Consider the following 22,551-nt stretch of genomic DNA (forward strand, 5'->3'; position numbering starts at 1 on the left):
CCGAGCTGCCCTCTCGAAATCGCCGGAACAGCCCGAAATCGCGGGAAACTCCCTGCGTGCCAGACTCTTGTGCCACAGGTTTGCTGTCGCCCGCGGCCGGCGCGCGGGGCGGGGAAGGGTCCGTCATGGATTTTGTTATCCCTGCCCGTGTCTCGAACCGGAGCGGCTGGCTCAGGTGCCGGAGCGGCCGCGGACGAAGCCTGCCAGAAGGGCCGGGCCCTCGCTGAGGACCAGCTCCCGGAACAGCCGCACCGGGTCCGGCTCGGCGTCGGGTCCCCCGCGCCGTTCGCGCCATGCCAGGCCGATTTCCCGGAAGGCAAGGCCCGAATCCAGGGCGAGCTCCACCCAGCCGAGGTCCCCGGACTGCGCCGGGGTGTGGTGGCCCGGGGCCAGCTCACCGGGCGGGAGGATACTCACCCCGAGTCCTGCCGAGACGAGCCCCCTGGCCGTGTGCGAGTCCTGGCTTTCGAAAGCGATGCGGGGCCGGAAGCCCGCCTCCCGGAACAGTGCATCCGTCAGTGAGCGCATGCCGTAGCCTGCACCCATCGCCACGAACGGGTCATGCCGGATCTCCGTCAGGCGGGCGCGGCGGCGCTTGGCGAGCGGGTGCCGGTGGTGGACGACCAGCCGCAGCGGTTCCCGGTACAGGGCGGCCGAGGAGATCAGCCGGCTCGGCGCCGCGATCGGGGCGGTCAGGGCCAGGTCCGCGTCGCCGGCGGCAAGTTCCGCCAGGCAGCCGTCCCGCGCGCCCTGGCTGAGGTCGAAGGCCGGCTGGGGATGCCGGCTGCGGAAGGCGCTGATCAGCAGCGGCAGCATCGCCTCGCCGAAGGTGTGCTGGAAGGACACCGCGATCCGGCCGCGCACCACCTCCGATTCGTGCCGGACCAGGTCCAGCCCGCTCTGGAACTCCCCCAGCGCGGCCTCGATGTGGGGCAGGAGCGCCTTGGCCGCGGGAGTCAGCCTTACGCCGCGGCCCTCGCGGATCAGCAGTTCCGTCCCGATGATGCGGCTGGCCCTTGCGATTCCCCGGCTGACCGTCGACTGCGGCAGCCCCAGGACTTCGGCGGTCTCCGTGATGTGCTGGGTGCGCCCGAGCTCGGCCAGCAGGGGCAGCAGCGGAAGCAGTTGTACCAGTTGCCTGTGCTCCACGTCCACGGCAAACCCCTCTCATCGTTCCGCATTTGCCATAGATTCTATGTGAATCATGCATTGGAAGCATTCCTTGACTGAGCCTAGTCTGGGGAGATGCCACTACTGTCTCTGCTCCGCCGTCCCGCTGCCGAGCCCGGCACAGCACCTGCGCCCGGGCCCGGGCCCGGGCCCGGGCCGGACGCCGTGGCCGGACCTCCCGTGTGGCCGGGGCATCCGAAGGGGTCCACGGCCTACCGGAAAATCCTCGCAGGGCTGGCCTTCGCCGGCGTCGCCACCTTTGCCCAGCTGTACTCCACCCAGGCGGTGCTGCCGATGATGGCAGCGGAGCTGCGGGTGACGGCGGCCGAGGCGGCACTTACCATCTCGCTGGCCACCGTGGGGCTGGCCGTGACGGTGCTTCCCTGGTCCTTCCTGGCCGACCGGATCGGCCGGGTCCGGGCCATGATGTGGGGCATTTCCGCCGCAACAGTCCTGGGCCTGCTGGTCCCGCTCGCCTCCAGCTTCCCGATGCTCCTGGGCCTGCGGATGCTCGAAGGCGCAGCCCTGGGCGGCATCCCCGCCATCGCCATTGCGTACCTCAATGAGGAGGTCAACAAGGCCCATGCCGCGATGGCGGCCGGAACCTACGTCGCCGGCACCACCCTGGGTGGCCTCGCCGGCCGGCTGCTGGCCGGCTTTGTGGGCGAACTGTGGGGATGGCGGGCCGCGGCCCTGGCCGTCTCGATCCTCGCCGCTGTGGCAGCGGTTCTGTTCGTCGCCCTGGTGCCGCAGGCCCGGGGCTTCACGGCCGCGGCTGCCAGCGGCTTCCGCGGGGCGCTCCGGACGCTGGCGGGCCACGGGCGGAATCCGCGGCTGCTGGCACTCTACGTCCAGGCGTTCCTGCTGATGGGCGGCTTTGTGGCCGTTTACAACTACCTGGGCTTCCGGCTTTCCGGTGAACCTTTCAGCCTGCCGGCCACCATCATCAGCCTGATCTTCCTGGCCTACCTCTCCGGCACGGTGTCCTCGCGCTGGGCCGGCGGACTGACGGAGCGGTTCGGGCGGCGCACCGTGCTGATCGCAGGGACGGCGCTGATGGTGGCGGGCCTGGCCCTGACGCTGACGCAACTGCTGGCGCTTATCATGGCGGGCCTCCTGCTGTTCACCGCGGGCTTTTTCGCGGCACACAGTGTCGGCGCCGGCTGGACCGGCGTGATCGCCACGACCGGCCGGGCCCAGGCGGCCTCGCTCTACAACCTCGCCTACTACCTCGGCTCCAGCGTCATCGGCTGGGCCGGCGGCCTGGTCTTCCAGTCACTTGGCTGGACGGCCCTGGCCCTGACCGTGATCGGACTTGCCTGCACGACGGCGGTGATCACCGCCGTCGTGCATCCCGCCCGGCCGGCCGCTAGCGGGTAGCTTCGATGGCCTGCACAAGGTCGGCCACGACGTCGGACGGGTCCTCCAGGCCCACCGACACCCTCAGCAGGCCGGCATGCGGCTTGGCGTCGGCGGCAACCGGCCGATGGGTCAGCCCTGCCGGGTGCTGGATCAGGGTGTCGATGCCGCCGAGCGAGACCGCATGCGTGATCATGTTGACGGCGGAGGGAATCCGTTCGGCGTGCTCCGCGGTGGCCACCTCAAAGGCGATCAGCGAACCGGGACCGGCCATTTGCGTCCCGATCAGCCCGTGCGGATCGCACTCCGGCAGCCCCGGATAGAAGACACGGCGAACGAGCCCGTGCCCGGCCAGGGCGGCGGCGACCTTCTGTGCGCTGGCCTGCTGGGCGCGCACCCGGACCGGCAGTGTGGCCAGGCCGCGGTGCAGCAGGTACGCGGGCCAGGGGGTGAGGATGCCGCCGGTGACAGCGCGGATCTGGCGCAGCCTCGTGGTCCACTCGGGAGCCGCGGCCACGACGCCGCCCATGGCATCGCCGTGTCCGCCGAGGAACTTGGTGGCGCTGTGCAGCACCATCGCGGCACCGTGCCGAAAGGGGCGCTGGAGGATCGGGCTGGCGAAGGTGTTGTCGACCAGAAGCGGGACACCGTCGGCTGCCGCAGCCACGCGGGCGATATCGACGAGCTCCAGGCTCGGATTGGCCGGCGTCTCGAGGACCACCAGGCCGGTGTCGGGCCGGAGCGCCGCGTGCACACCCTCCGGGGTGGTGAACGTGACGTCGTTGCCGAGCACCCCCGAGGCAAGCAGGTAGTCACTTCCGCCGTACAACGGGCGCACCGCGACCACGTGCTTCTTTCCGGTGGCGACGACGGCGAGCAGCACAGCGGTGAGCGCCGCCATGCCGGTGGCGAACGCGACAGCCTCCGGGGTGTCCTCGAGGACGGCGACGCCCTCCTCGAACCGCGCCACGGTGGGATTCCAGAGCCGCTGGTAGACGGTGCTCTGGCCCTCCACGTGGATACCGCCTGTGGCCATGTGCTCATAGGCGAGACCGCCGTCGTGCACGGAGGGAAGCGGTGCAGTGGTGGAGAGATCGATCGGTACTGCGTGCACACCCAGTTCAGTGAGGCCGTTCCGGCCGGCGTGGACAGCCAGCGAGTCTTGAGAAAGCACCTTGCTCCTTATGAATATTCACCGTTGAATTCCGCAAGTATCTGGCAATAATTCGGGGTTTTGTAGAGCCTGCGAATGGAAATGCCGGAATGCGCCGTTTATGATGAACTGACAACACTTCAAGGAGGACCCGTGAGCAGCAGTGCGAAGAATCTTCGGCCGGGAGCCGGTGCCGGCGAGCCGCTGGACGCCATCGACGAGCGCCTGCTCGCCGCACTGGTCGCCGATGCCCGGATCTCCAACAAGCAGCTGGCCGAGCTGGTCGGCATCGCGCCGTCCACGGCCCTGATGCGCACCCGGGCGCTTTCGGACCGCGGGATCATCCAGGGCTTCGAGGCGAAGCTGAGCCTGTCCGCGATCGGCCGCTCCGTGCAGGCCCTCATCGCCGTCAGGCTGCGCGCCCACGACCGCGAGCAGATCGACCGCTTTACGGCGAGGGTCCCGAAACTCCCGGCCGTCCTCTCGACCTTCCACACCTCGGGTTCAGTGGACTATCTGCTGCACATCGCCGTCGCCACCACCGAGGACCTCCGCGACTGGGTGCTGGATAATCTGGCCACCGATCCGGTCGTGGGCCATACCGAGACGACCCTCGTTTTCGACCACATCCAGGGCAACCAGGGCCCGCTGCCCGATTAGGCAGAGGGTCACCGCGGCTCCTCCGGCACGGGGCCGGGTCGGCCGGGCGCGCAGCCGCTCCGTCAGGCGCGCAGCCGGGTCCGTCAGGCGCGCAGCCGCTCCGTCAGGCGCGGCGCAATGCCCCGCGCAGCGTAATGACGGCGAGGGTGAGCGCCGCGATTGAACACAGCACGACGAAGCCGGCAACCGCCGTCTGCAGGCCAACAACCCCGGCCGCGAGCCCCAGCCCGATGACGGGCAGGGCGCTGCCGAGGTAGGTGATGACGTAGACGGTGCTGATGATCTGGGCGTGGCGCGATGCCTCGACCTTTCCGGCCACATCGTTGAAGACGGTCCGGAAGGACACCCCCTGTCCGAATCCGGCAGTGATGCTCGCGAGGATCAGCAGCCAGGGGCTGCTCCAGGCGGCAGCCGCCGCGATCAGCAGCACTGACACGGCCAGCGTGCCAAGCCCGATCGGCACCACGAAGCGGCCCCGCACGGCGGTCAGCTGGCTGAGCGCGGAGGCCCCGAGCGTCAGTCCCGCCAGCAGGCCGATCAGCGGCCGCGAATCGGCATGGACGATCTGGGCGAAGTAGCCGGGCGCCAGGGAGAGGCAGAAGCCGAACACGGCGAAGCTGAGAAACCCCACCGAGGACGCCAGCCAGAAGGCGCCGCGTGCCTCACGGGAAACCGATGGCCGGCGGGGTGCCAGCACACGCAGCGGCTGCGGACCCGAAATCGAAGTGATGGCCGGCCGGGCCTTGAGCAGGTACAGCGGGACCAGCAGTGCGGCCAGGACCAGGGAGTGCAGGTAGTAGGGCGTGGACGTGGGCCCCGGCAGCAGCGAGAGCACTCCCCCGATCGCCGGACCGGCCGCCACTCCGCCGGCGGATGCCAGCAGGGTAAACCGCGAGGCCCATTCGGGCCGGCTCGGCAGCAGCTCCCGCAGGGCCGCCGAACTGGCGCCCGTGGCCAGGGCCACGGCAATGCCCTGCAGGGCCCGGCCGGCACACAGCTCGAACAGGCTGTCCGCCGTGGCAAAGACGGAGCCGCCGGCGAGGCCCACGAGCACCGCGAGGACCAGGGCGGCCCGGCGGCCGATGTGGTCCGACCAATGGCCGGCCAGAATCAGGGTGGCCACCAGCGCCAGGACGTAGGCGGAAAAGGCTACGGTCACGTCGAGTGCGGTAATGCCAAGCTTGGCCTGCAGCAGCGGGTAAAGCGGTGTGGCGAGATTCGCGCCGACCAGCAGCGTGAAGATCACAACACTGGCCATCACCAGCCGTGCGGTGGTCGAAGCATCCCAGCCCCAGCGGTCAGCCGTGGCCGGGCGCATGCGGAGTTCGCTGAAGACAGTCATGTCCGTGCCCTTGCGTGGAAGCGGGCCGCGTGTTCCCTGTGGTGGGGGAACCGCCAGCCCGTGAATGATTTGATACCTAAAGAATGCGACATCACTGACCTCAGGGGCTGAATTTCATGCGAAAATTGATCAAAACAGTCAATCAGCTGCTGGCTGGATGAACCGGAGTGATGATTTGAACAGCCTGGACCCCACCGACTTGAAGATCCTGCTGGCACTGATCCGGGATCCACGGATCCAGATCGGCGAACTCAGCGAAACACTGGGCATCGCACGCAACACCGCGCAGTCCCGCGTGCGCCGCATGCAGCGGTCCGGCCTGCTGCACGACGGCGGCCGCGAAATCGATCTTGAAGCGGTGGGGTACGACGTCGTCGCCTTCGTCACGATCGAGGTGAACCACCGGGAACTCGACGGTGTGGTGGGCGCCCTGCGCCTGATAGCACAGGTCCTGGAAGTCCACGAGATCTCCGGGCGCGGCGATGTGTGGTGCCGCGTGGTCGCCACCGACACACACAACCTGCAGGCCGCCTTGCGCTCGATCCTTCGGATTAAGGGCGTCATCCGGACCGAGACCGTCCTCGCCCTGCACACGCACATCCCGTATCGCACCGAACCGCTGATCAGCCGGCTGGCACAGGGCAGCTCCCTCGTTCCCGGCCGGTCCGCGTCGCGCCGGTCCGGTTCCGACGAACCCAAGGTAAACACTGGATAATGTCCCGGTGACTATCATCGACAACGCCGTCTACGTTGACGGCATCCGCAGCGCCGAGCCGCGGAACCTCGAGCAGACCTTTGAGACCCTCACCGAGCACGGTGGCATGGCCTGGATTGGCCTGTACCGGCCGACGTCGGACGAAATGGCTGCTGTCGCGGCCGAATTCAACCTGCACGGGCTGGCGGTGGAGGATGCGATTTCGGCGCATCAGCGCCCCAAGCTGGAACGCTACGACGACAACCTGTTCACCGTGCTCCGGCCCGCCCGGTATCTGGATGAAACCGAGACAGTGGAGTTCGGCGAACTGCACGTCTTTACCGGCCGGAACTTCGTGGTCACTGTCCGGCACGCCGAGACGGGAGTGGTGCGCCAGGTCAGGCGCCGGCTGGAGCGGCGCCCGGACCTGCTGTGCCACGGCCCCGAAGCCGTGCTGTATGCCCTCATGGACCAGGTGGTGGATGACTACGGTCCCGTAGTGGCCGGGCTGGAAAATGATATCGACGAGATCGAGGACCAGCTCTTCAGTGGCGATCCCCTCGTGTCCCGGCGCATCTACGAACTCGCCCGCGAGGTCATCCATTTCCAGCGCGCCATTCATCCGCTCCCGGCGATGATGCAACAGCTCCGGCGCGGCTTCGAAAAGTACCACGTCGACACCGAACTGCAGCACAGCCTCCGCGACGTCGAGGACCATGTGGAGCGGCTGATCTCCCGCGCTGATTCCTTCCGGGACCTCCTGCAGAACGCCCTGACCCTCGACGGGACGCTGACGGCCAACCGCCAGAATGAGGCCAGCGCCGAGCAGAACGAGCAGGTCAAGAAAATCTCTTCCTGGGCGGCCATATTCTTCGCACCGTCATTCGTCGCCGGCATTTACGGGATGAACTTTGAGCGGATGCCCGAACTGCAATGGACCTACGGCTATCCGATGGCCATCGGGCTGATGGCCGCCACCGCCACGCTGATGTACACCATCTTCAAGAAGAAAGGCTGGCTCTAGCGAGCTGCTCCGGCACCCGGCCCTGCGGCAGGCAGGGCCGCAACACCGCCGTGTAGTCTGGCGTCATGAGCGCGCGGCGGGACCGGTTCCGGGACATCGTGGAGACCCTGACGAGGCATGGACTGGGCTTCGCGCTGGGAAATCTTGGGCTGGACCGGCTCCGCCCCGCCGACGGGACCCTGCGGCAGCACCGGCTTCCGCCCCGGGGCGTGAGCATGCCGGTACGGGTCCGGCTCGCCCTGGAGGACCTCGGTGCGGTGTACATCAAGTTCGGCCAGATCGTCTCCACGCGCACCGATGTGCTGCCGCCGGAATACGCCACCGAACTCGCACGGCTCCAGGACGATTCCCCTCCCATTGCTGCCGCAGAAGTCCGCGCTGTGATTGCCGAGGAGCTCGGTGCCGCGGCGGAACTGCTGCTCGAGTCCCTGGACGACTCGCCCCTCGCCACCGGATCCATCGGCCAGGTCCACTGCGGCCGGATCACCGCGGAAGCGCAGGATGCTGAACCTGGCCTCTCCGGTGACACCGCCGGCGGCGGCCAGCCCGTCGACGTCGTGGTCAAAGTCCGGCGGCCCGGCGTCGTGTCCCAGATCAATGAGGATCTGGAGATCATGGCCGAACTTGCGAAACGGGCGGAGCGGGCCTCCACCAGGGCCGCCGGCCTGCATCTGGCAGCCCTCGTGGACGAGTTCTCCCAGACCCTGCGCGCGGAGCTGGACTACGTGCAGGAAGCACGGAACGCGGAGCAGTTCGCCGCGAACTTCGCGGGCGACCTCCGCGTCCACATCCCCCGGGTCTTCTGGGCCACGACCACCTCACGGGTCCTCACGCTGGAACGCATCCGTGGCATCAAAGTCAACGACGCCGCCGCGCTGCAGGACGCCGGGATCGATGCCGGCGAGCTGGCCCGGACGGCGTGCAGCGTCCTGCTCAAAATGGTGTTCGAGGATGGCTTCTTCCACGCCGACCCGCATCCGGGGAACTTCTTCGTGGAGGACGACGGCCGCCTTGGCATCATCGACTTCGGCATGGTCGGCCACGTCAGCGACTTCACGCGCGACCAGCTCGTCCGGATGCTCCTGGCTGTCGTGGAGCAGGACTCGGCCCGGCTGACCACGGCCCTGGTCCGCCTGTGCGGGGCACAGGCGGACGGCGGATTTGGCGAGCTGCAAACGGCCCTGGGCCGGCTCGTGGACCGCTACGCCGGCCGGCCGCTCGCGGAGGTTCCGATTGTGGCGGTGCTGACGGAACTGGCCAACCTGCTGCGCGCACACAAGCTGCGGCTGCCGCGGGACATAGCCCTCATGCTGAAGATGCTGGTGATGGCGGACGGCCTGGGCAAACAGCTGGATCCCGGATTCGAGCTGACTACCCAGCTGGGCCCCTTCACGCAGAAGATCCTGCTCGGCTCGCTCTCCCCCGAGGCCCTCGCGGACCGGCTCAAGAAGCTCGGCCGGGAAGCCCTGCGCCTCGGGACGGACGCGCCGGAGATCATCCGCCGGATGGTGGATGTCCTGGAGCGCGGTGGCATCGACATCCATTTCCGGGTCGATGAGCTGGACCGGCTCATGGACAAGGCGGACAAGACCGGGAACCGGATCGTCGCCGGTCTCATCACGGCCGCCCTGATCAATGCCGTCGGGGACCTGGTGTCGGTCCAGCCCGACCGCTGGCGGAACTGGCCGAAGACTCTTTTCGCCGCGGGCATCGGCGGGGTCGGCGCCCTCGGGGCCTACCTGGCCCTGACCTCCCGGAACAGGAATTAGCCGCCGGCTTCACCGGAGTGTCCGGCGGTCGGGACTGCCCGCGCGGGGATTGTCAGCGGCGCTGCCGTGCCTGCGCGAGCAGCCGACTGAACGCCAGGACGAACACGGCCTCGATCAGCACCATGAGCCCGAGCAGCAGCCACTGGCTTTGGCCGATGAAGACCACCGCACCAATTACCACAAGGATGGTTCCCAGGGTCAGGGCGTAGACGGCGAAGCCGATGGCCACCTTCGCGCTGCGGACGCCCGTGCGGAAGCCGAAGCCTACGGGTTCACCCCCGGGGTATCCGCCCACGCGGTCGGGCCCGCCCGGCTTGAGGCTGTCGAACTCGTCCCACGGGTCGCGGTCCTGATCCTTTTTGGTCATGTTTCCATTATCCTGCGGCTGATCGCCTCTACGCGGCGCGGACGTCGATTTCTCCCGGTGCCGCACCGTCAGCCCCGAACACCAGGTGGCGGTTGGCGATTTTCTCGCTGAAGAACCGATCGTGGCTGACCACGACGACGGCCCCGGGGAAGTGCACCAGTGCCCGTTCCATGACCTGGGTGCTGGACATGTCCAGGTGGTTGGTCGGTTCGTCCAGCAGCAGCACCGAGGCGCCGGACAGCAGGCACTGCGCCATGGCCACCCTCGCCTTTTGCCCGCCGGAGAGGTTCCCGATTTTCTGCTTGAGGTCCGCCTCGGAGAACTGGAACATCGCGAGGAACCGGTTGACGGACTTCTTCGTGGCGCTGAAAGCCAGGCTGTCCGGCAGCGCGTTGACCGCATGGGACACTGTGTCGGCGTCGTCGAGGTCCTCCAGCATCTGGTTGTAGGAAACGAAGCCGGGCCCCTTGGCCCAGGCCACCTCACCGGAGTCGGCCCGCTCTTCGCCGGTCAGCACCTTCAGGAGAGTGGACTTGCCGCTGCCGTTGGAGCCGAGGACCACGATCCGGTTGCCCCGGCGGATCTCGAAGGACAGGCCGTCGAAGAGCAGCTTCTCGCCGTAGGACTTGCCCAGTCCCTCCACCCGGCAGAGGACATCCTTGACGTGCAGGCCGCCATAGATCTCGGTGACGATCTGGTCGACGGGCCGCGGTGTGCGGGACTTCTTGATCTTGGCCAGCTGGTTCCCCAGCCCGCGGCCGGCCGCCTTGGCTGCCTCGCGGCGGTCGGCGATCCCTTCGGCTTCAAAAGCCAGGAGCTCCGATTCGTGTACGAACTGCTGCTCCAGGGTCTTGAGGCGGAACTGTTTCTGCACGACGTATTCGCCGAAGTTGCCCGGGTATTCGTGCAGGTGGAAGTTTTCCACCTCGATGATCCGGGTGACGGCGGCGTCGAGGAATTTCCGGTCGTGCGAGACGATGATCGCAGCGCCCTTGAAGTCTTTGAACCAGCTCTCGAGCCATTCGACGCCGGCCACGTCCAGGAAGTTGGTGGGCTCGTCCAGCAGCAGCACATCGGGGCCTTCGAGCAGGATCTTGGCCAGGGCCGCGCGGTTGCGCCAGCCGCCGGACAACTCGTCGATCGCGCAGTTGCGGTGGGCCTCGTCGAAGCCGAGCGTGGTGAGCACGGTGTCGATGCGCCGCGGGTAGTCCCAGCCGTCGAGCCGGTCCATGTCCTCGAACAGCCCGGCCTGGCGGCCGATGAGGCGGTCGAGTTCAGCAGCCGCGGGGTCAGCGGCGATGGCGGCGTCTATGTCGGCCAGTTCAGCTTCAATCGCCTTGATCTCGGTGAACAGGGCGTCGAGCACCTCAAGAATTGTCGCTTCCCCGTTGAGTTCGGAGAACTGGGAGAAGTAGCCCACCTTCGTGCCGAGTTCCAGGGTGACGGTGCCGGCGTCGGGGGTCACCTGGTCGAGGACCAGTTTAAGGATGGTCGTCTTGCCGGAGCCGTTCTTGCCGATCAGGCCCACCCGGTCGCCGGTCTCGAGGCGGAAGAACGCGTCCCGGAGAATCTGGGTGTTGTCGAAGCGCACGCTGACGTCTTGCAGCCGGATCAGGCTCATGGGTATTTCTCTTTCGATGTGGGGGTCAGAACGGCATGGCGGTGCGTGGCGGAGCGTGGGACTAGCGGGTCGCGAGCCGCCACAGTGAGGTGACCTCGGCCGCCCGGGCCGCGAACAGAGGATCGTTGCGGTCGGATGCCTTGGGGTGGGTTGGCCTGGTGTCTAACCGGTCCAGCACCTGCAGGCCGGCCGCCTCGATGGCGCCCAGGAGCTGGTCACGGGAGCGCAGGCCCAGGTGTTCGGCCAGGTCCGAGAGGATAAGCCAGCCCTCACCGCCAGGCTCCAGATGGTCGGAGAGCTCGTTCAGGAAACGGAACAGCATCCGGCTTCCCGGGTCGTAGACGGCATTGTCCAAGGAGGAATGCGGGGTGGCAGGGATCCACGGCGGGTTGCACACGATGAGCGGTGCACGGCCGGCCGGGAACATGTCGGTCAGGACTGCCTCCGCACGGTCCTGGACCCCTAGATTATGGAAGTTCTCGGCGGCGCAGGCAACCGCGCGGGGTTCATTGTCCGTTGCCACCACGCGGTGCACGCCGCGGCGGGCGAGGACGGCGGCGAGCACCCCGGTGCCGGTGCCGACGTCGAACGCCAGCATCCCAGATGGCAGCGGAGCGGCGGCCAGCAGATCGACGTACTCGCTGCGGGTCGGGAAGAACGTGCCGTAGTGCGGATGGATGCGGTCATGCAAGGCCTCGACGTAGACGCCGTTCCGCCGCCACTCGTGTGCGCCGATGGCCCCGACCAGTTCGTGGAGGGACACCACCGAAGGTTCGCTGACGTCGCCGTACGCCTCCCCGGCGGCCGCCCGGATGTCCGGGGAGCGCCGCAGTGGCACCACCGGGCCCGGATCAAGCGGGATCAGCAGCAGGCCGAGAATGCGTGCGCGGTGCGAGCGGGACTGCCGGTGCCGGTAGAACTCGTCGGCCGGTGTGTCGACGGCCCTTTTCTTCCCGGTGCCCACCCGCCGGTCCATGGCGTTGAGGATCTGCCGCGCGTTGTGGTAGTCGCCCTGCCAGAGCATTGCGATGCCCTGGGAGGCCATCCGGTTCGCCTCATCGGCGGTGAGGGAATCGGTGACAACTTCAAGGCGGGCGGGTGCGGGCCTTCCGTTCGCGGACCGCCATTGGGCCGTCCGGCTGTGGCCGGCCTCGGCCCATGTCACGACGGCAGGCTCATCCGTTGCGGCGGCCTGCGGGGACGCGGGGGCGGTCGTCGGGTCTGCCAGGGGGCTGTCCGGAACTGCGGTTGCGATAAGGGTTCCAATCCCAGAGTCCGAGGGGCGGATCGGAGACTGACGTTTGCGGCGGGATTCCGCGACGCCGGGGAAACGGTCCGGGGTTTCGGACAGTCGTCCGGTCACGAACCGCGCTTGAAATGGCGGAAACTGCCATTCGACGCACCTTCTCAGGATACAGGCGACTGCCGGCAGGAATCAGCCGTCCGGCCCGGGCTGCGAATTCCCGGGCCGGACAGACTGTGTCACTGCGGGATGCGGCTGCGCACGATCTCGCTGACGGCCTTGCCGTCGAAGCGTCCGGCGACCTTCGCGGTCACCGGCTTCATCACCAGGCCCAGCTGGCGCATGGTCAGCTCGGTGCCATCTGCCGTGAGGTCACCGATCACCTCATCGACGATCGCCTCCACCTCGGCTGCGGTGAGTGCCTTCGGCAGGTACGCCTCGATGATTTCGGCTTCGGCGATTTCCGCCGCGGCCCGCTCGGACTCCCCCGCTTCGGTGTAGATGCGGGCGGTGTCGCGGCGTTTGGCGGCTTCCTTCTGCAGCAGCGACGTCACCTGGGCGTCGTCCAGCACGATCGGGGTCTTGCCGGACTTCTCGCGGGTCTCGATTTCGCCCAGGACGTTGCGAACCGTGGTGAGTGCAACCTTGTTGCGGTCCTTCATGTGGCCGACGACGTCGGCGTGCAGGCGTTCTTTCAGGGTGGTCATGATTCTCCTCGTCTCACTGGACAGGATATCGGGCTGCGGCCATGTTGCATGGCGGCAAGGAGGCCTCACCCACAGGAAGATGCGGCCCGGGTGGGATGTCGCACGTGCTCAGGACTCGCGCGTGCTCAGGAACGGATGCGGTGCACCCGGACCGTAACGCCGGCGATGGTCCCGGCCAGTCCCAGCGGGACAACAGACAGCGCCCCGAAGTGCGGCAGCAGGCTTCCGCCGGCTACGAGATTGAGCCCGCCGATGACTCCGCCCGGAGCCGCGACCATAACGGTGACCCACAACGGATCGCCCCGGTACCGCGACCAGCCGGCGGCGCCCAGGCCCAGAATGGCTCCGGCCAGGATGAGCGTGCTACCCATCCGGTCCCGTTCAAAGTCGTTGGTGACCGTCCCGATGAAGAGCGTTTGGCCCAGCCCCAGGCAGAGCAGGAAGATTCCCGCGGCTGCGGCGCCGGCCCATGCCGTCCGGGCCACGACGGACGATCCTTTCATGAGGCTCCTGCGTCTTTAGGTGAACTGGAACGTTGCGGGCAGCGCCCTCGTTGGGCGTCAGGGTGACGGGCCGCCACGGCCTTGTCCGATTCTCGTAGCTGTATGTGTCCAACATAGTGGGCGAACGGAACGAGGGGATGTGGCCGGTTACTTCGTGGGGCACGATCACGTCAACCGTCGCCAAGACCGCACCGATGACCTCAGAGGCCGCTGCGGCCCGCCCACAGCCCGTGCAACAGGGGAACCACCGACGCGATCATCAGCACACTGCCGAGCACTGCGTCGTCTGCTCGGACCACGGAACCTGCGATGAGCAGGGCGCCGAAAATCAGTGCCGATGCCGATCGCTGCGCCGTGCGGTCAAGCCGTGCCACCTGCCGCTCGAGGCGCGGATTGGCAACGGACAGTGAACCGTCCTCGATCCGGGAGAGGAGCCCCTCCAGACGTTTCGGCAGGCCCAGGGCCAGCCCGGCGGCATCGAACGCCTGCTGAGCCAGGTCCTGCACGATGTTGCCACGCTCGTCGCGCAGCAGCTGCGCCGCATAGGGTTCGACCGAGTCCCACAGATTGAACCGGGCGTCCAGCGAGCTACTCACACCCGATGTCAGTGACATCGCCCGGATGATGAGCAGGAAGTTCTCCGGCAACTGGAACGGCAGCGAGCGGACCACGTCCCCGAACTCCACCGCAAAGTCACGGAACTCCCGCGGGTCCACCTCGCGAAGATCGGCGAAGCCCATCCCGCCAAACCGGGCGAAGAGGTGCGTCATCGCCCGCTCAAGCTCGACCGTGTCGGCCGAGGGCACCAGTACACCCACGTCGCTGATCGCGGTCATCAGCCCCTTGCCGTCCCGTGAAGCGGCCGCGATGAGCAGTTTCCGCAGGCCGCTGCGCGTGCTCGCCGGGACCTCTCCCATCATGCCGAAGTCGATGAACGTCAGCTTCCATGGACGCTCTGTGGACGACTCAGTAGCCGGAGTCACAAAGATATTGCCCGGGTGCGGGTCGGCGTGAAAAAAACCATTCGTGAACACCTGGTCGAACATGACCGACGCGAAAACCGGGGCAACCTGAGCCGGATCGATGCCCGCTGCGAGAAGCGCCTCCGCGTCCGTGACCTTGATCGCCGTGACGTCTTCGAGGGTAAGCACGCGGCGGGTGGTCCGCTCCCAGACGACGTCGGGCACACCCACCCGGTCGTCGTCGGCGAAATCATCAGCGAACCGCACCGAATTCGCCGCCTCATGCAGGTAGTCGATCTCCTCAAGACTGGTCTGCGCAAACTCCTCGACCAGGGCGGGCATGTCGGCACGATCGGACACCAGCCGCACGTGGCTGAGCCAGCCGCCCACTTTCCGAAGGGCCGCCAGGTCGACGTCGACAATGGCGTTGATGCCCGGTCGCTGTACTTTCAGCACCACCCTGTCCAGCCCGGTGTCGGCGGCATCGCCCGGAAGAAGCCTCGCCCGGTGCGCCTGCCCGAGGGAGGCTGCTGCGATCGGCGTCTCCTCGACCGCGGCGAACAACTGGTCCAGCGGCGCACCCAGCTCCGCCTCGGCAAGGCTGCGGATCGCGGAGAACGACACCGGGGGCACCTCGTCCTGCAGTCCCTCAAGTTCCTTGGTGATCTCGGGCGGAAGCACGTCGAGCCTGGAGGACAGGAACTGACCGACTTTGATCATCAGACCGCCAAGCTCCACTGCGAGCGCATGAAAGCGCTGCGCGAAGCGAAGCATCCTCTTCGCCCGGGTGCGCTCGGCAATCCTGACCAGCCCGACGCGAGGCAGGAACAGCTCAAACCACCAGGTCACTGCGAGATGCCAGGCGGCGAAGCGCAGGATGCGACGGTAACGGGCCCGGGTGTTCCCGACGCCGGGTACCGGGTCTGCCCGGTCCCGACGAACCGACCTCACCCCCGTCAGTCCTGGGCGAGGATCGAGTACAGCCGACGACGTGCGTCGTTGAGCACCGTCACGGCCTCCTGCACCTGCTCCCGTGAACCGGTGCGGCCCACCTGGGATGCGGCTTGCGCGAGCTCGACGCCCGCCTTGGGCAGCGCCGCGAACCCGGTGCCCGACGCCGGACCCGTTGACTCCCATGGCGCTGAATCATCGGCACCGGCTACGTCCTCCCTGCCCGCTTCAGTCAGCGAGTAGATCTTGCGGCCGTTGGATTCCTCGGCACTGACGAACCCCTCATCGGCCAGGAGCTGCAGCGCTGGGTAGACAGAGCCGGCGCTGGGCTTCCAGCTTCCACCGCTGCGCTCCTCGATTTCACGGATGATCTGGTAGCCGTGCATCGGCCGCTCCGCGAGCAGTGCCAGCACCGCCGACCGAACCTCGCCTCGACCGGCGCGGGTGCCCGAGCGCTTCTCAAACCTTGAACGCAACTCCTCAACGGCCTGCCACATGCCGTCGACATTGTTGCCACGAAAGCCGCCTGCCGGGTGTGAATTACGCATCATGCTCTCCTCTGTGAACCGCGAACGATATACAACGATAGTTAACGATACATCCCGGTGCTCACGTGAACCACCATTGCGGGAAGCCGATGGCACAGTGTGCCACGGTCAGGACCGAATGCCGTGCGACCGGACTGCATTCGGCCGATGATCCCGGGCAAACCCAGCGGCACGGCGGCCAGCGCTCCAAAACCTCTGCCTCCACAGCCGACTCAACGGCCTGACTGCAACAACAACAGCTGGGCAGTGGCGTGCCGAGCGGCCACAATGGACTCCCGGAGATCCTGGTTCCCTGGCTGTACTTCAGGCGGAACAGCAAAGCCTTCAGCTGACCAAAATAGAGGCCCCGGCCGCTGACCTGCAGGCCATCCAGAGCGGTTTCGTGCAGTATTAGCCAGCCGCTAGGCTCGGCTCAAAGTATCCGAACGGGAATGGGGAACCGATGAGGCTTGAGGGATGGCACGTGCTGGTGCTTCTGGCGACGCTGGTGATGGCCGCCATCGTCGTTGTGGCCGTGACATTGCTCGTCCGTTGGACGCTGCGCTGGGCCAGGCGGAAGGACATCGGACGAGGTTCGGGATCCGCATCGTCGTAGCGGGCCTGTCCGGCTACTTGTAGCTCAGGCTGAGGAGCATGGCTTTCAACTGCGCGTACTGTTCGGATCCCATCCAGGCTTCCGCGGCAGCGGGCGAAGCAAAGGCGGGCGTGGACGCTGTTCCGCCGAAGACAACCACGGCACTCAGAACGCCGTTGGGCAGCAGCACCTGGCTGGTTCCCGAGTCGCCCTGGGTCGGCAGGAATTCGTGGGCCCGCCGGACGCCCATGATGTAATACGGCCCATCGGATGATCCCGAAGCTCGTCATAGCCGAAGCCGGCCTCGGTCGCCTCCCCCGTCTTGTCGATGATCCCCGGCACCGGGGTGTGATCCAGAACGGTGCGCTTCACCGGGCCGGCCGCTCCGTCACCGTACATGCCGCTGAGCACGTGGGCCACTTCAGAACCGGAGGCGTCGAAGACGGTCGCATCGAAAGAGGTCTTCTGGGCCTCCGGGTTGAGGGCAGGACCAGGCTTGACCGTGACGGCCCAGCCGGACGGGTGGGTGAAGGAAACGTGGCCGTCCGGGAACGTGAACGTCTCCAGCACCGCAGCCTGGGGTGCCTCGGGAGCCGGCGCAGCATCGCTCGGAGCCACTGGCGGGGTGGCAGTCGCGGTAACCCGCAGCACGGGCGCGGTGCTGGCCGGCATGGCGGCGGACGGCGTTGTGCTGGATTGTGGCGCGGTGGTGGCTTGCGGTGCGGCGCAGCCCGTGGTGAGCAGGAGCCCGGCCAGGGCCGCGGCGGCCAGTGTGGAGTGGATGGTGTTGCGCTTCAAGTGTTCCCCCAATAAAAGTGTGCTGATGCAGCGTGTGCGGCGGTGCCGTGCGGACGGCTTCCCCACTATCAAGCATGCGTAGATTCAGGCCCGGATGTCGACTGCTTCCGAAGCATGACGACCAACGGCAAGAGCCCATTCGCGTTGATGGAGACGCCAAGCTCTTCAAGGACTTCACGGGAGGCAGACTCATTGGCTTCAACGTGGTTGGCGTCAGCTGTGGCCCAGTACAAAGTGTCATCAAAGTGTTTATTCCAACGACGCAAAGGTTCAAAAACCCCTGCAAATGGTGGAGCTAAGGAGATTCGAACTCCTGACCTCTTCGATGCGAACGAAGCGCTCTACCAACTGAGCTATAGCCCCGAAGCAACGCCGGTCCTGAAGGAACGGCGCTGCCGGTGTCCCTAGGCTACAAACTATCCGTGTTCATTGCCAGCCAGCCGCGAAAAGTCTCACCGGCGTGGCGTTCCTCCGGCACCAAATTCAGCCCCGCGCGCAGGTATTTGCCCATCGCGCCGGCCAGCGGAAACCGGACAATTCGTCCGCGGGATCCGGTGGCGGCCTTCCATTGCCGGGCGAACTCACCCATCTCCTCGATCTCCGGGCCGCCGATGGTCCGGACCCTGTGCCGCAGGCCGGCCGGTTCAAGCGCCGCCTCCAGCAGGGCCGCCGCGACGTCGTCAGGTGCAATCGGCTGGAACCGGGCACCCTTGACCACCGGGATGATCCGCAGCTTCGAGCCGACCGCGAAGATCCCCGCGAGGAGGGAGTGGAACTGCGTCGCCCGGAGCGCGACGGTCTCCAGTCCGGACCGCTCGTAGATCTGTTCCTTCGCTGCCTTCGAGGCGTAGTAGCCGAAGCTGCTGCGGTCGCAATTGATGATGGAGAGGACCACGGCCCTCTCCACGCCGGCATCCTGGGCGGCGGCAAGCAGCCGGGCGCCGCCGTCGGCGAAATTCTTCAGGGCCTTTCCGGACCTCCCTTCCAGGCAATCAATCACGACGTCGGCCCCGACCAGCGCCGCAGCCAGCCTCTCGCCGGTGCTGACATCCGCCGCGAAGTACTCCGCCCCGGGAGTCCGGACCGGGGCGCCAGCGGGAGGCGGGTTCCGGCAGATAACGGCGACCCCGTGTCCGGCCGCGATGGCCCGCCGCACGACTTCCCGGCCCACCTGGCCGGTTCCTCCGGCAACGCAAATTCGTGTCATGCCCTGAGGCTACCGGCCAGCGTCTGATTCCCCGCCGTTTGGACCCGCCGGATATTTGGTCAGCCGGGCGCAAAAAAGCCCCGGGCTGCCATGGCTGGCTGCCCGGGGCTCTGAAATGCTTGGTTTATCAGGCCCGGCGTCGCTGCAGGACATCGTCCAGGTTGCTCAGGGCACTCTGTGCCTTGCCCAGGGGCTTCGATTCGGAGTCCAGGCCGGGGCCGCCGGCCGGAGCCTGCGGAAGGCCCTGCTTGAGCGACGGCTTCCCGACGGCCTTCGGGGCTTCGGGCAGGTCAAGCGGCTCCGGGGCGGCCCGCTCGGCCTTCGGCGCCTCCACATAGGTGGGTTTGGGTACATCCACCGGCTCCCAGCTGGATTCTTCAGCGCTCCGGAAGGCCTGGGGGCCGCGCAAGGAGGTGTCGCCGGAGGCAACGGCTTCCGCCAGGGCCGCCTGGCGGAGTTCCTGGGCGGTCAGCGGCTTGGGTGCAGGCTTGCGTTCCGCGGTGTGGGCCTGGGCGTCAAAGAGCGTGCTCTCAGGCCGTTCGCGCGGCACCTCCGCCGGTTCACGCAGCGGGGTGCGCTCCGGGGCGGGACGGACCGGACGTGTGGGTGCGCCCATGGCCTCGCGGAACACGGCGTTCATTTTGCGGCGTCGGTCCCGGACCGCGAGCCAGCGAAGCGTAAAGACGGCAGCCACAGCGCCGAGCAACGCGACAACGGGCAACCAAACTGACCCGAGGCCGAAGAGCCGCAAGGCTGCCGACACAACACCCGTAAGCAGCGAGAGCAAGCCCGCCAGGGCGAGCGCCAACCGGCCGTATCGGATCCTAAAAGCCGGGGCGGGTCCCCCAGGCTTGGGGCCGCCGGCGAGCACGCTGGTTCCCGGGACGGACTCGGTGCGCTGGGTACTGGTCATGGGTTTCTCCTGCTGGGCCGCCATCTTCATGACGGTCCCGGCTTGCGGGGCTGCTGTTTCTCGATCGATGACGTCCGCCACGAGCTCGCCCACGGGCTGCAGGTGGTGGTGTCCGTTCCGGAGGATGTAGGGGGCAACCCACACAATCCAGAGCGCAACAGCAATGACAAGGATCACAGAGCTGCTTAGAGGGATGTCCACATCAAAACCGTATGAGCAATCCGCGGTACGGGGCCGCATTGTCCCCGGTGTGTCGCGGGGGAACTGGCAATTGACTGGATTTACAGCGAAGGGGCTGGTCAGGAAGGTGCTGGCCGGCTACGCGGGACGGTTCTGTTGCCACCGCGCCAGCAGCCCTTCCGGCACTTCCTCCGAGGTCAGGGCGAAGCACCGGTGATCGGCCCATTCGCCGTTGATGTGCAGGAACCGCGGCCGGTAGCCCTCATCGCGGAAGCCCAGTTTTTCGACCACCCGGAGGCTGGGAGCGTTCTCGGGACGGATGTTGATCTCCATCCGGTGCAGCCCCAGGACCTCGAAGCAATAGTCCGTCGTCAAAGCCACGGCAGTCGGGGCGATTCCCCGGCCCGCACGGTCCTTGTCCACCCAGTAACCCAGAGTGGCCATCATCGCTGATCCCCACACAATCGAGGACACCGTCAGTTGTCCCACAATCACAGGTTCCCGAGAGCCAGGCGTCCGCTCGGTGATCACGAACGGGAGGGCCGTGGCCAGGGCGGCCTGTGATTTGAGGGAACGCACCATCTGGCGGTAGTCGGGAAGGCCGCCCCCCGGGATGGGGTTGGACGCTTCCCAGCGGGCAAGCCACTCCCGGTTGCGGGAGCGGACCTCGGTCCATTCCTTGCGGTCCCGGTACCGGATCGGGCGCAGCACGACGTCGCCGCTTTCAAGCGTGACCGGCCAGGTGAAGCCGCCGCCCACCGGAACTACTTGGTCAGGCTGGGAGCGAGGGTCGCAGCGAAGCCCGGCAGCCATTCCCGCAGGCCGGGGCCCAGGTCGTCACTGTCGCAGGCGAGCTGAACACAGGCCTTGAGGTAGCTGAGCTTGTCGCCGGTATCGTAGCGGCGGCCGCGGAAGACCACGCCGTACACGCCGTAGCCTTCTCCGTCACCGGCGGCGAGTTCCTGCAGCGCGTCAGTGAGCTGGATTTCGCCGCCCCGGCCGGGCTCGGTGCGTTCCAGCACCTCGAAGACCGCCGGGTGCAGCACGTAACGGCCAATAATGGCAAGGTTGGACGGGGCATCTTTGACGTCCGGCTTCTCGACCAGGTGCTTGATGCGGACGTACTCCTCGCCGCCGATCGCTTCGATGTCGGCGCAGCCGTAGGCACTGATCTCGGAGGGTTCGACCTCAATCAGGGCAATCACCGATCCGCCGGTCTTTGCCTGGACCTCGATCATGGTGCTCAGCAGTTCGTCGCGGGCGTCGATCAGGTCATCGCCCAGCAGGACTGCAAACGGCTCGTAGCCGACGTGCTGCTTGGCGCGGAGGACGGCGTGGCCCAGGCCCATCGGGTCGCCCTGGCGCACATAGTGGATGTCACCCAGATTGCTGGCGTCCTGGATGGACTTGAGTTTGGCAGTGTCGCCCTTGGCCGCCAGGGTGGCTTCCAAGGTGGGGACGCGGTCGAAGTGGTCCTCGAGCGCGCGCTTGCTGCGTCCGGTGATCATCAGGATGTCGTTCAGTCCGACCTTGACGGCTTCCTCCACGACGTACTGGATGGCCGGTTTGTCAACGACGGGCAGCATTTCCTTGGGCATGGCCTTCGTAGCGGGAAGGAACCTGGTTCCGAGGCCGGCTGCGGGAATGACGGCCTTGCGGACGGGAGCGTTGGGTGTAGTCACTCGACTAATCTAACGGAGGGACCAAGCATTGGGTAATCATTCGGGCTGCCAGGAACTGCTGCTTCCCGGGCCCGCATGACACGGAGGGACAGGGCATCATGGTATCGAAGGAAGAGATCCGGGCCAGCCATCGGATCAGGCGTGCTGCATTGACGCCGGCCGCGCTGCAGATCGCCGGGGCGGGCATCGCCCGGCACGGACTCCCCTGGGCAACGGAGCTTACCCCCGGCACTCCAGGCACGTTCGCCGCCTATCTCGGTGTGGGTTCCGAACCGCCCACCCTGGACCTGCTGACAGCGTTGCACGGGGCCGGGCACCGGATCCTGCTGCCGGTCTGCGAACCAGGGCTGGCGCTGAGCTGGGTGTACTGGACGCCGGACTCCGAGTTCGTCCGGAGCCGCTACGCGCCGATCCTGGAGCCCGCCGGGGAACGGCACGACACAGCCGTCATGCGGCACACCGACGGCATCATCCTGCCAGCCACCGCCGTCGACTTTTCCGGCAACCGGATCGGTCAGGGCGGCGGCTACTACGACAAGTTCCTGGCCGCCCTGGCCGCAGTCATCCCGGCCGGGACTTCAGCGTCCGACGGCGGGCCGTTGCCTTCCCTGCCGACCGCCGCCGTCGTGTACGACACCGAGGTGCTGCCGGCCGGCAGCATCCCGGCAGAGTCCTTCGACCGGAAGGTGGCGGCCGCATTGACGCCGGGCGGTTTGCTTGGGCTGCAGCGATAGGGCTCATGGGGCCGCCCGGCGGGGGTGATAGAATTGGCACTCAGGCCCTGCGACTGCTAAGGGACGGATTCCGCTGATCACCAGATCGGCGGCGATCCTGACCGCACAGCACGGGACCTGCTCGTTTGTCCCAGAGGAGGATTTCCAGTGCCCACGTATGCATACGCCTGCAAGGACTGCAGCCACGCCTTCGAGATCGTGCAGTCGTTCACCGACAGCTCCCTCACGTCCTGCCCGGAGTGCCAGGGGACCCTGCGCAAAAAGTTCAACAGCGTCGGCGTTGTCTTCAAGGGTTCCGGCTTCTACCGGACGGACTCCCGCGACGCCAAGGGCAGCACCGTGTCCCCCGCCCCGGCTCCCGCGTCGGCAACAACTCCGGCCCCCGCCGCC

The 22,551-nt window shown here is 67.2% G+C and carries 24 protein-coding genes and 1 tRNA gene; 8 read left to right on the plus strand and 17 right to left on the minus strand.

Features of this window, described 5'->3' with window-relative positions:
• Positions 1 to 171 precede the first annotated feature (171 nt).
• Entirely contained in the window at positions 172 to 1,155 is a 984-nt protein-coding gene (locus BJQ90_RS20575; RefSeq protein ID WP_226762037.1) for a LysR family transcriptional regulator, read from the minus strand.
• Between the two features lie 90 nt (positions 1,156 to 1,245).
• Between BJQ90_RS20575 and BJQ90_RS20580 the strand changes: the two genes are divergently transcribed.
• On the plus strand, positions 1,246 to 2,550 hold the full coding sequence (locus tag BJQ90_RS20580; RefSeq protein WP_226762038.1) for an MFS transporter: 1,305 nt from the start codon (positions 1,246 to 1,248) through the stop codon (positions 2,548 to 2,550).
• Here BJQ90_RS20580 and BJQ90_RS20585 read toward each other — a convergent pair.
• Positions 2,540 to 3,703, minus strand: a complete 1,164-nt coding sequence (locus BJQ90_RS20585) for a trans-sulfuration enzyme family protein (protein WP_226762039.1) — start codon at positions 3,701 to 3,703, stop codon at positions 2,540 to 2,542. The two genes, BJQ90_RS20580 and BJQ90_RS20585, sit on opposite strands and share 11 nt — an antisense overlap.
• Before the next feature lie 132 nt (positions 3,704 to 3,835).
• Between BJQ90_RS20585 and BJQ90_RS20590 the strand changes: the two genes are divergently transcribed.
• A complete protein-coding gene (locus BJQ90_RS20590; RefSeq protein WP_226762040.1) occupies positions 3,836 to 4,342 on the plus strand; it encodes an Lrp/AsnC family transcriptional regulator in 507 nt (168 codons plus the stop codon).
• Between the two features lie 103 nt (positions 4,343 to 4,445).
• On the opposite strand, the gene BJQ90_RS20595 is transcribed toward BJQ90_RS20590, so the two are convergent.
• Positions 4,446 to 5,684, minus strand: coding sequence for an MFS transporter (locus BJQ90_RS20595; protein ID WP_226762041.1), 1,239 nt, complete (start codon positions 5,682 to 5,684; stop codon positions 4,446 to 4,448).
• Positions 5,685 to 5,841: 157 nt separating this feature from the next.
• On the opposite strand from BJQ90_RS20595, the gene BJQ90_RS20600 reads away from it, so the two are divergent.
• From BJQ90_RS20600 to BJQ90_RS20610, 3 genes are all read left to right on the plus strand, one after another.
• Positions 5,842 to 6,399 carry an Lrp/AsnC family transcriptional regulator gene (locus tag BJQ90_RS20600; RefSeq protein ID WP_226762042.1) on the plus strand — a complete coding sequence of 186 codons (558 nt, stop codon included), beginning with the start codon at positions 5,842 to 5,844 and terminating at the stop codon, positions 6,397 to 6,399.
• Positions 6,400 to 6,406: 7 nt separating this feature from the next.
• Positions 6,407 to 7,402: a magnesium/cobalt transporter CorA gene (gene corA, locus BJQ90_RS20605; protein ID WP_226762043.1), complete on the plus strand. Its 996-nt coding sequence runs from the start codon at positions 6,407 to 6,409 to the stop codon at positions 7,400 to 7,402.
• A gap of 65 nt (positions 7,403 to 7,467) precedes the next feature.
• Complete coding sequence (locus tag BJQ90_RS20610) at positions 7,468 to 9,171, plus strand: ABC1 kinase family protein (RefSeq protein WP_226762044.1); 1,704 nt, start codon at positions 7,468 to 7,470, stop codon at positions 9,169 to 9,171.
• Between the two features lie 52 nt (positions 9,172 to 9,223).
• Here the strand turns inward: BJQ90_RS20610 and BJQ90_RS20615 are convergent, their stop codons facing one another.
• The 7 genes from BJQ90_RS20615 to BJQ90_RS20645 all read right to left on the minus strand — a co-directional run bounded on the left by BJQ90_RS20615 (position 9,224) and on the right by BJQ90_RS20645 (position 16,073).
• Positions 9,224 to 9,538, minus strand: a complete 315-nt coding sequence (locus tag BJQ90_RS20615) for a hypothetical protein (RefSeq protein ID WP_226762045.1) — start codon at positions 9,536 to 9,538, stop codon at positions 9,224 to 9,226.
• Positions 9,539 to 9,566: 28 nt separating this feature from the next.
• On the minus strand, positions 9,567 to 11,159 hold the full coding sequence (locus tag BJQ90_RS20620) for an ABC-F family ATP-binding cassette domain-containing protein (RefSeq protein WP_226762046.1): 1,593 nt from the start codon (positions 11,157 to 11,159) through the stop codon (positions 9,567 to 9,569).
• Between the two features lie 61 nt (positions 11,160 to 11,220).
• Positions 11,221 to 12,324 carry a methyltransferase gene (locus BJQ90_RS22815; RefSeq protein ID WP_226762047.1) on the minus strand — a complete coding sequence of 368 codons (1,104 nt, stop codon included), beginning with the start codon at positions 12,322 to 12,324 and terminating at the stop codon, positions 11,221 to 11,223.
• A 317-nt stretch (positions 12,325 to 12,641) separates the two neighbouring features.
• Positions 12,642 to 13,109, minus strand: coding sequence for a GatB/YqeY domain-containing protein (locus tag BJQ90_RS20630; protein ID WP_226762048.1), 468 nt, complete (start codon positions 13,107 to 13,109; stop codon positions 12,642 to 12,644).
• 125 nt (positions 13,110 to 13,234) lie between these two features.
• The gene (locus BJQ90_RS20635) at positions 13,235 to 13,612 is read right to left on the minus strand and encodes a hypothetical protein (RefSeq protein WP_226762049.1); all 378 of its coding nucleotides are present in this window, start codon (positions 13,610 to 13,612) and stop codon (positions 13,235 to 13,237) included.
• 200 nt (positions 13,613 to 13,812) lie between these two features.
• Positions 13,813 to 15,525: an ABC1 kinase family protein gene (locus tag BJQ90_RS20640; protein WP_226762050.1), complete on the minus strand. Its 1,713-nt coding sequence runs from the start codon at positions 15,523 to 15,525 to the stop codon at positions 13,813 to 13,815.
• Between the two features lie 5 nt (positions 15,526 to 15,530).
• Entirely contained in the window at positions 15,531 to 16,073 is a 543-nt protein-coding gene (locus tag BJQ90_RS20645; RefSeq protein ID WP_226762084.1) for a PadR family transcriptional regulator, read from the minus strand.
• A 442-nt stretch (positions 16,074 to 16,515) separates the two neighbouring features.
• On the opposite strand from BJQ90_RS20645, the gene BJQ90_RS20650 reads away from it, so the two are divergent.
• Positions 16,516 to 16,668: a hypothetical protein gene (locus BJQ90_RS20650; RefSeq protein WP_226762051.1), complete on the plus strand. Its 153-nt coding sequence runs from the start codon at positions 16,516 to 16,518 to the stop codon at positions 16,666 to 16,668.
• 13 nt (positions 16,669 to 16,681) lie between these two features.
• Here BJQ90_RS20650 and BJQ90_RS20655 read toward each other — a convergent pair whose 3' ends face one another.
• The 7 genes from BJQ90_RS20655 to galU form a co-directional block, all read right to left on the minus strand.
• Positions 16,682 to 16,837, minus strand: coding sequence for a hypothetical protein (locus BJQ90_RS20655; protein WP_226762052.1), 156 nt, complete (start codon positions 16,835 to 16,837; stop codon positions 16,682 to 16,684).
• Positions 16,813 to 17,445 carry a hypothetical protein gene (locus tag BJQ90_RS20660; protein WP_226762053.1) on the minus strand — a complete coding sequence of 211 codons (633 nt, stop codon included), beginning with the start codon at positions 17,443 to 17,445 and terminating at the stop codon, positions 16,813 to 16,815. Before BJQ90_RS20660 ends, BJQ90_RS20655 begins: the two co-directional genes overlap by 25 nt.
• Positions 17,446 to 17,732: 287 nt before the next feature.
• Positions 17,733 to 17,808, minus strand: a tRNA-Ala gene (locus tag BJQ90_RS20665).
• A 46-nt stretch (positions 17,809 to 17,854) separates the two neighbouring features.
• Positions 17,855 to 18,652, minus strand: a complete 798-nt coding sequence (locus BJQ90_RS20670; protein WP_226762054.1) for an SDR family oxidoreductase — start codon at positions 18,650 to 18,652, stop codon at positions 17,855 to 17,857.
• 127 nt (positions 18,653 to 18,779) lie between these two features.
• Positions 18,780 to 19,766 (minus strand): hypothetical protein, encoded by a 987-nt coding sequence (locus tag BJQ90_RS20675; protein WP_226762055.1) that lies wholly within the window; start codon positions 19,764 to 19,766, stop codon positions 18,780 to 18,782.
• 117 nt (positions 19,767 to 19,883) lie between these two features.
• Entirely contained in the window at positions 19,884 to 20,504 is a 621-nt protein-coding gene (locus tag BJQ90_RS20680; protein ID WP_226762056.1) for a GNAT family N-acetyltransferase, read from the minus strand.
• A gap of 5 nt (positions 20,505 to 20,509) precedes the next feature.
• Positions 20,510 to 21,427 carry a UTP--glucose-1-phosphate uridylyltransferase GalU gene (gene galU / locus BJQ90_RS20685; RefSeq protein WP_226762057.1) on the minus strand — a complete coding sequence of 306 codons (918 nt, stop codon included), beginning with the start codon at positions 21,425 to 21,427 and terminating at the stop codon, positions 20,510 to 20,512.
• A 98-nt stretch (positions 21,428 to 21,525) separates the two neighbouring features.
• On the opposite strand from galU, the gene BJQ90_RS20690 reads away from it, so the two are divergent.
• Positions 21,526 to 22,161, plus strand: coding sequence for a 5-formyltetrahydrofolate cyclo-ligase (locus BJQ90_RS20690; protein WP_226762058.1), 636 nt, complete (start codon positions 21,526 to 21,528; stop codon positions 22,159 to 22,161).
• Between the two features lie 147 nt (positions 22,162 to 22,308).
• Positions 22,309 to 22,551, plus strand: a 243-nt coding sequence (locus BJQ90_RS20695) for an FmdB family zinc ribbon protein (RefSeq protein WP_226762059.1), incomplete at its 3' end; no start/stop codon positions are given.

This window comes from Arthrobacter sp. SO3 (genome assembly GCF_020532825.1).
In the GTDB taxonomy this organism is placed as follows: Bacteria; Actinomycetota; Actinomycetes; order Actinomycetales; family Micrococcaceae; genus Arthrobacter.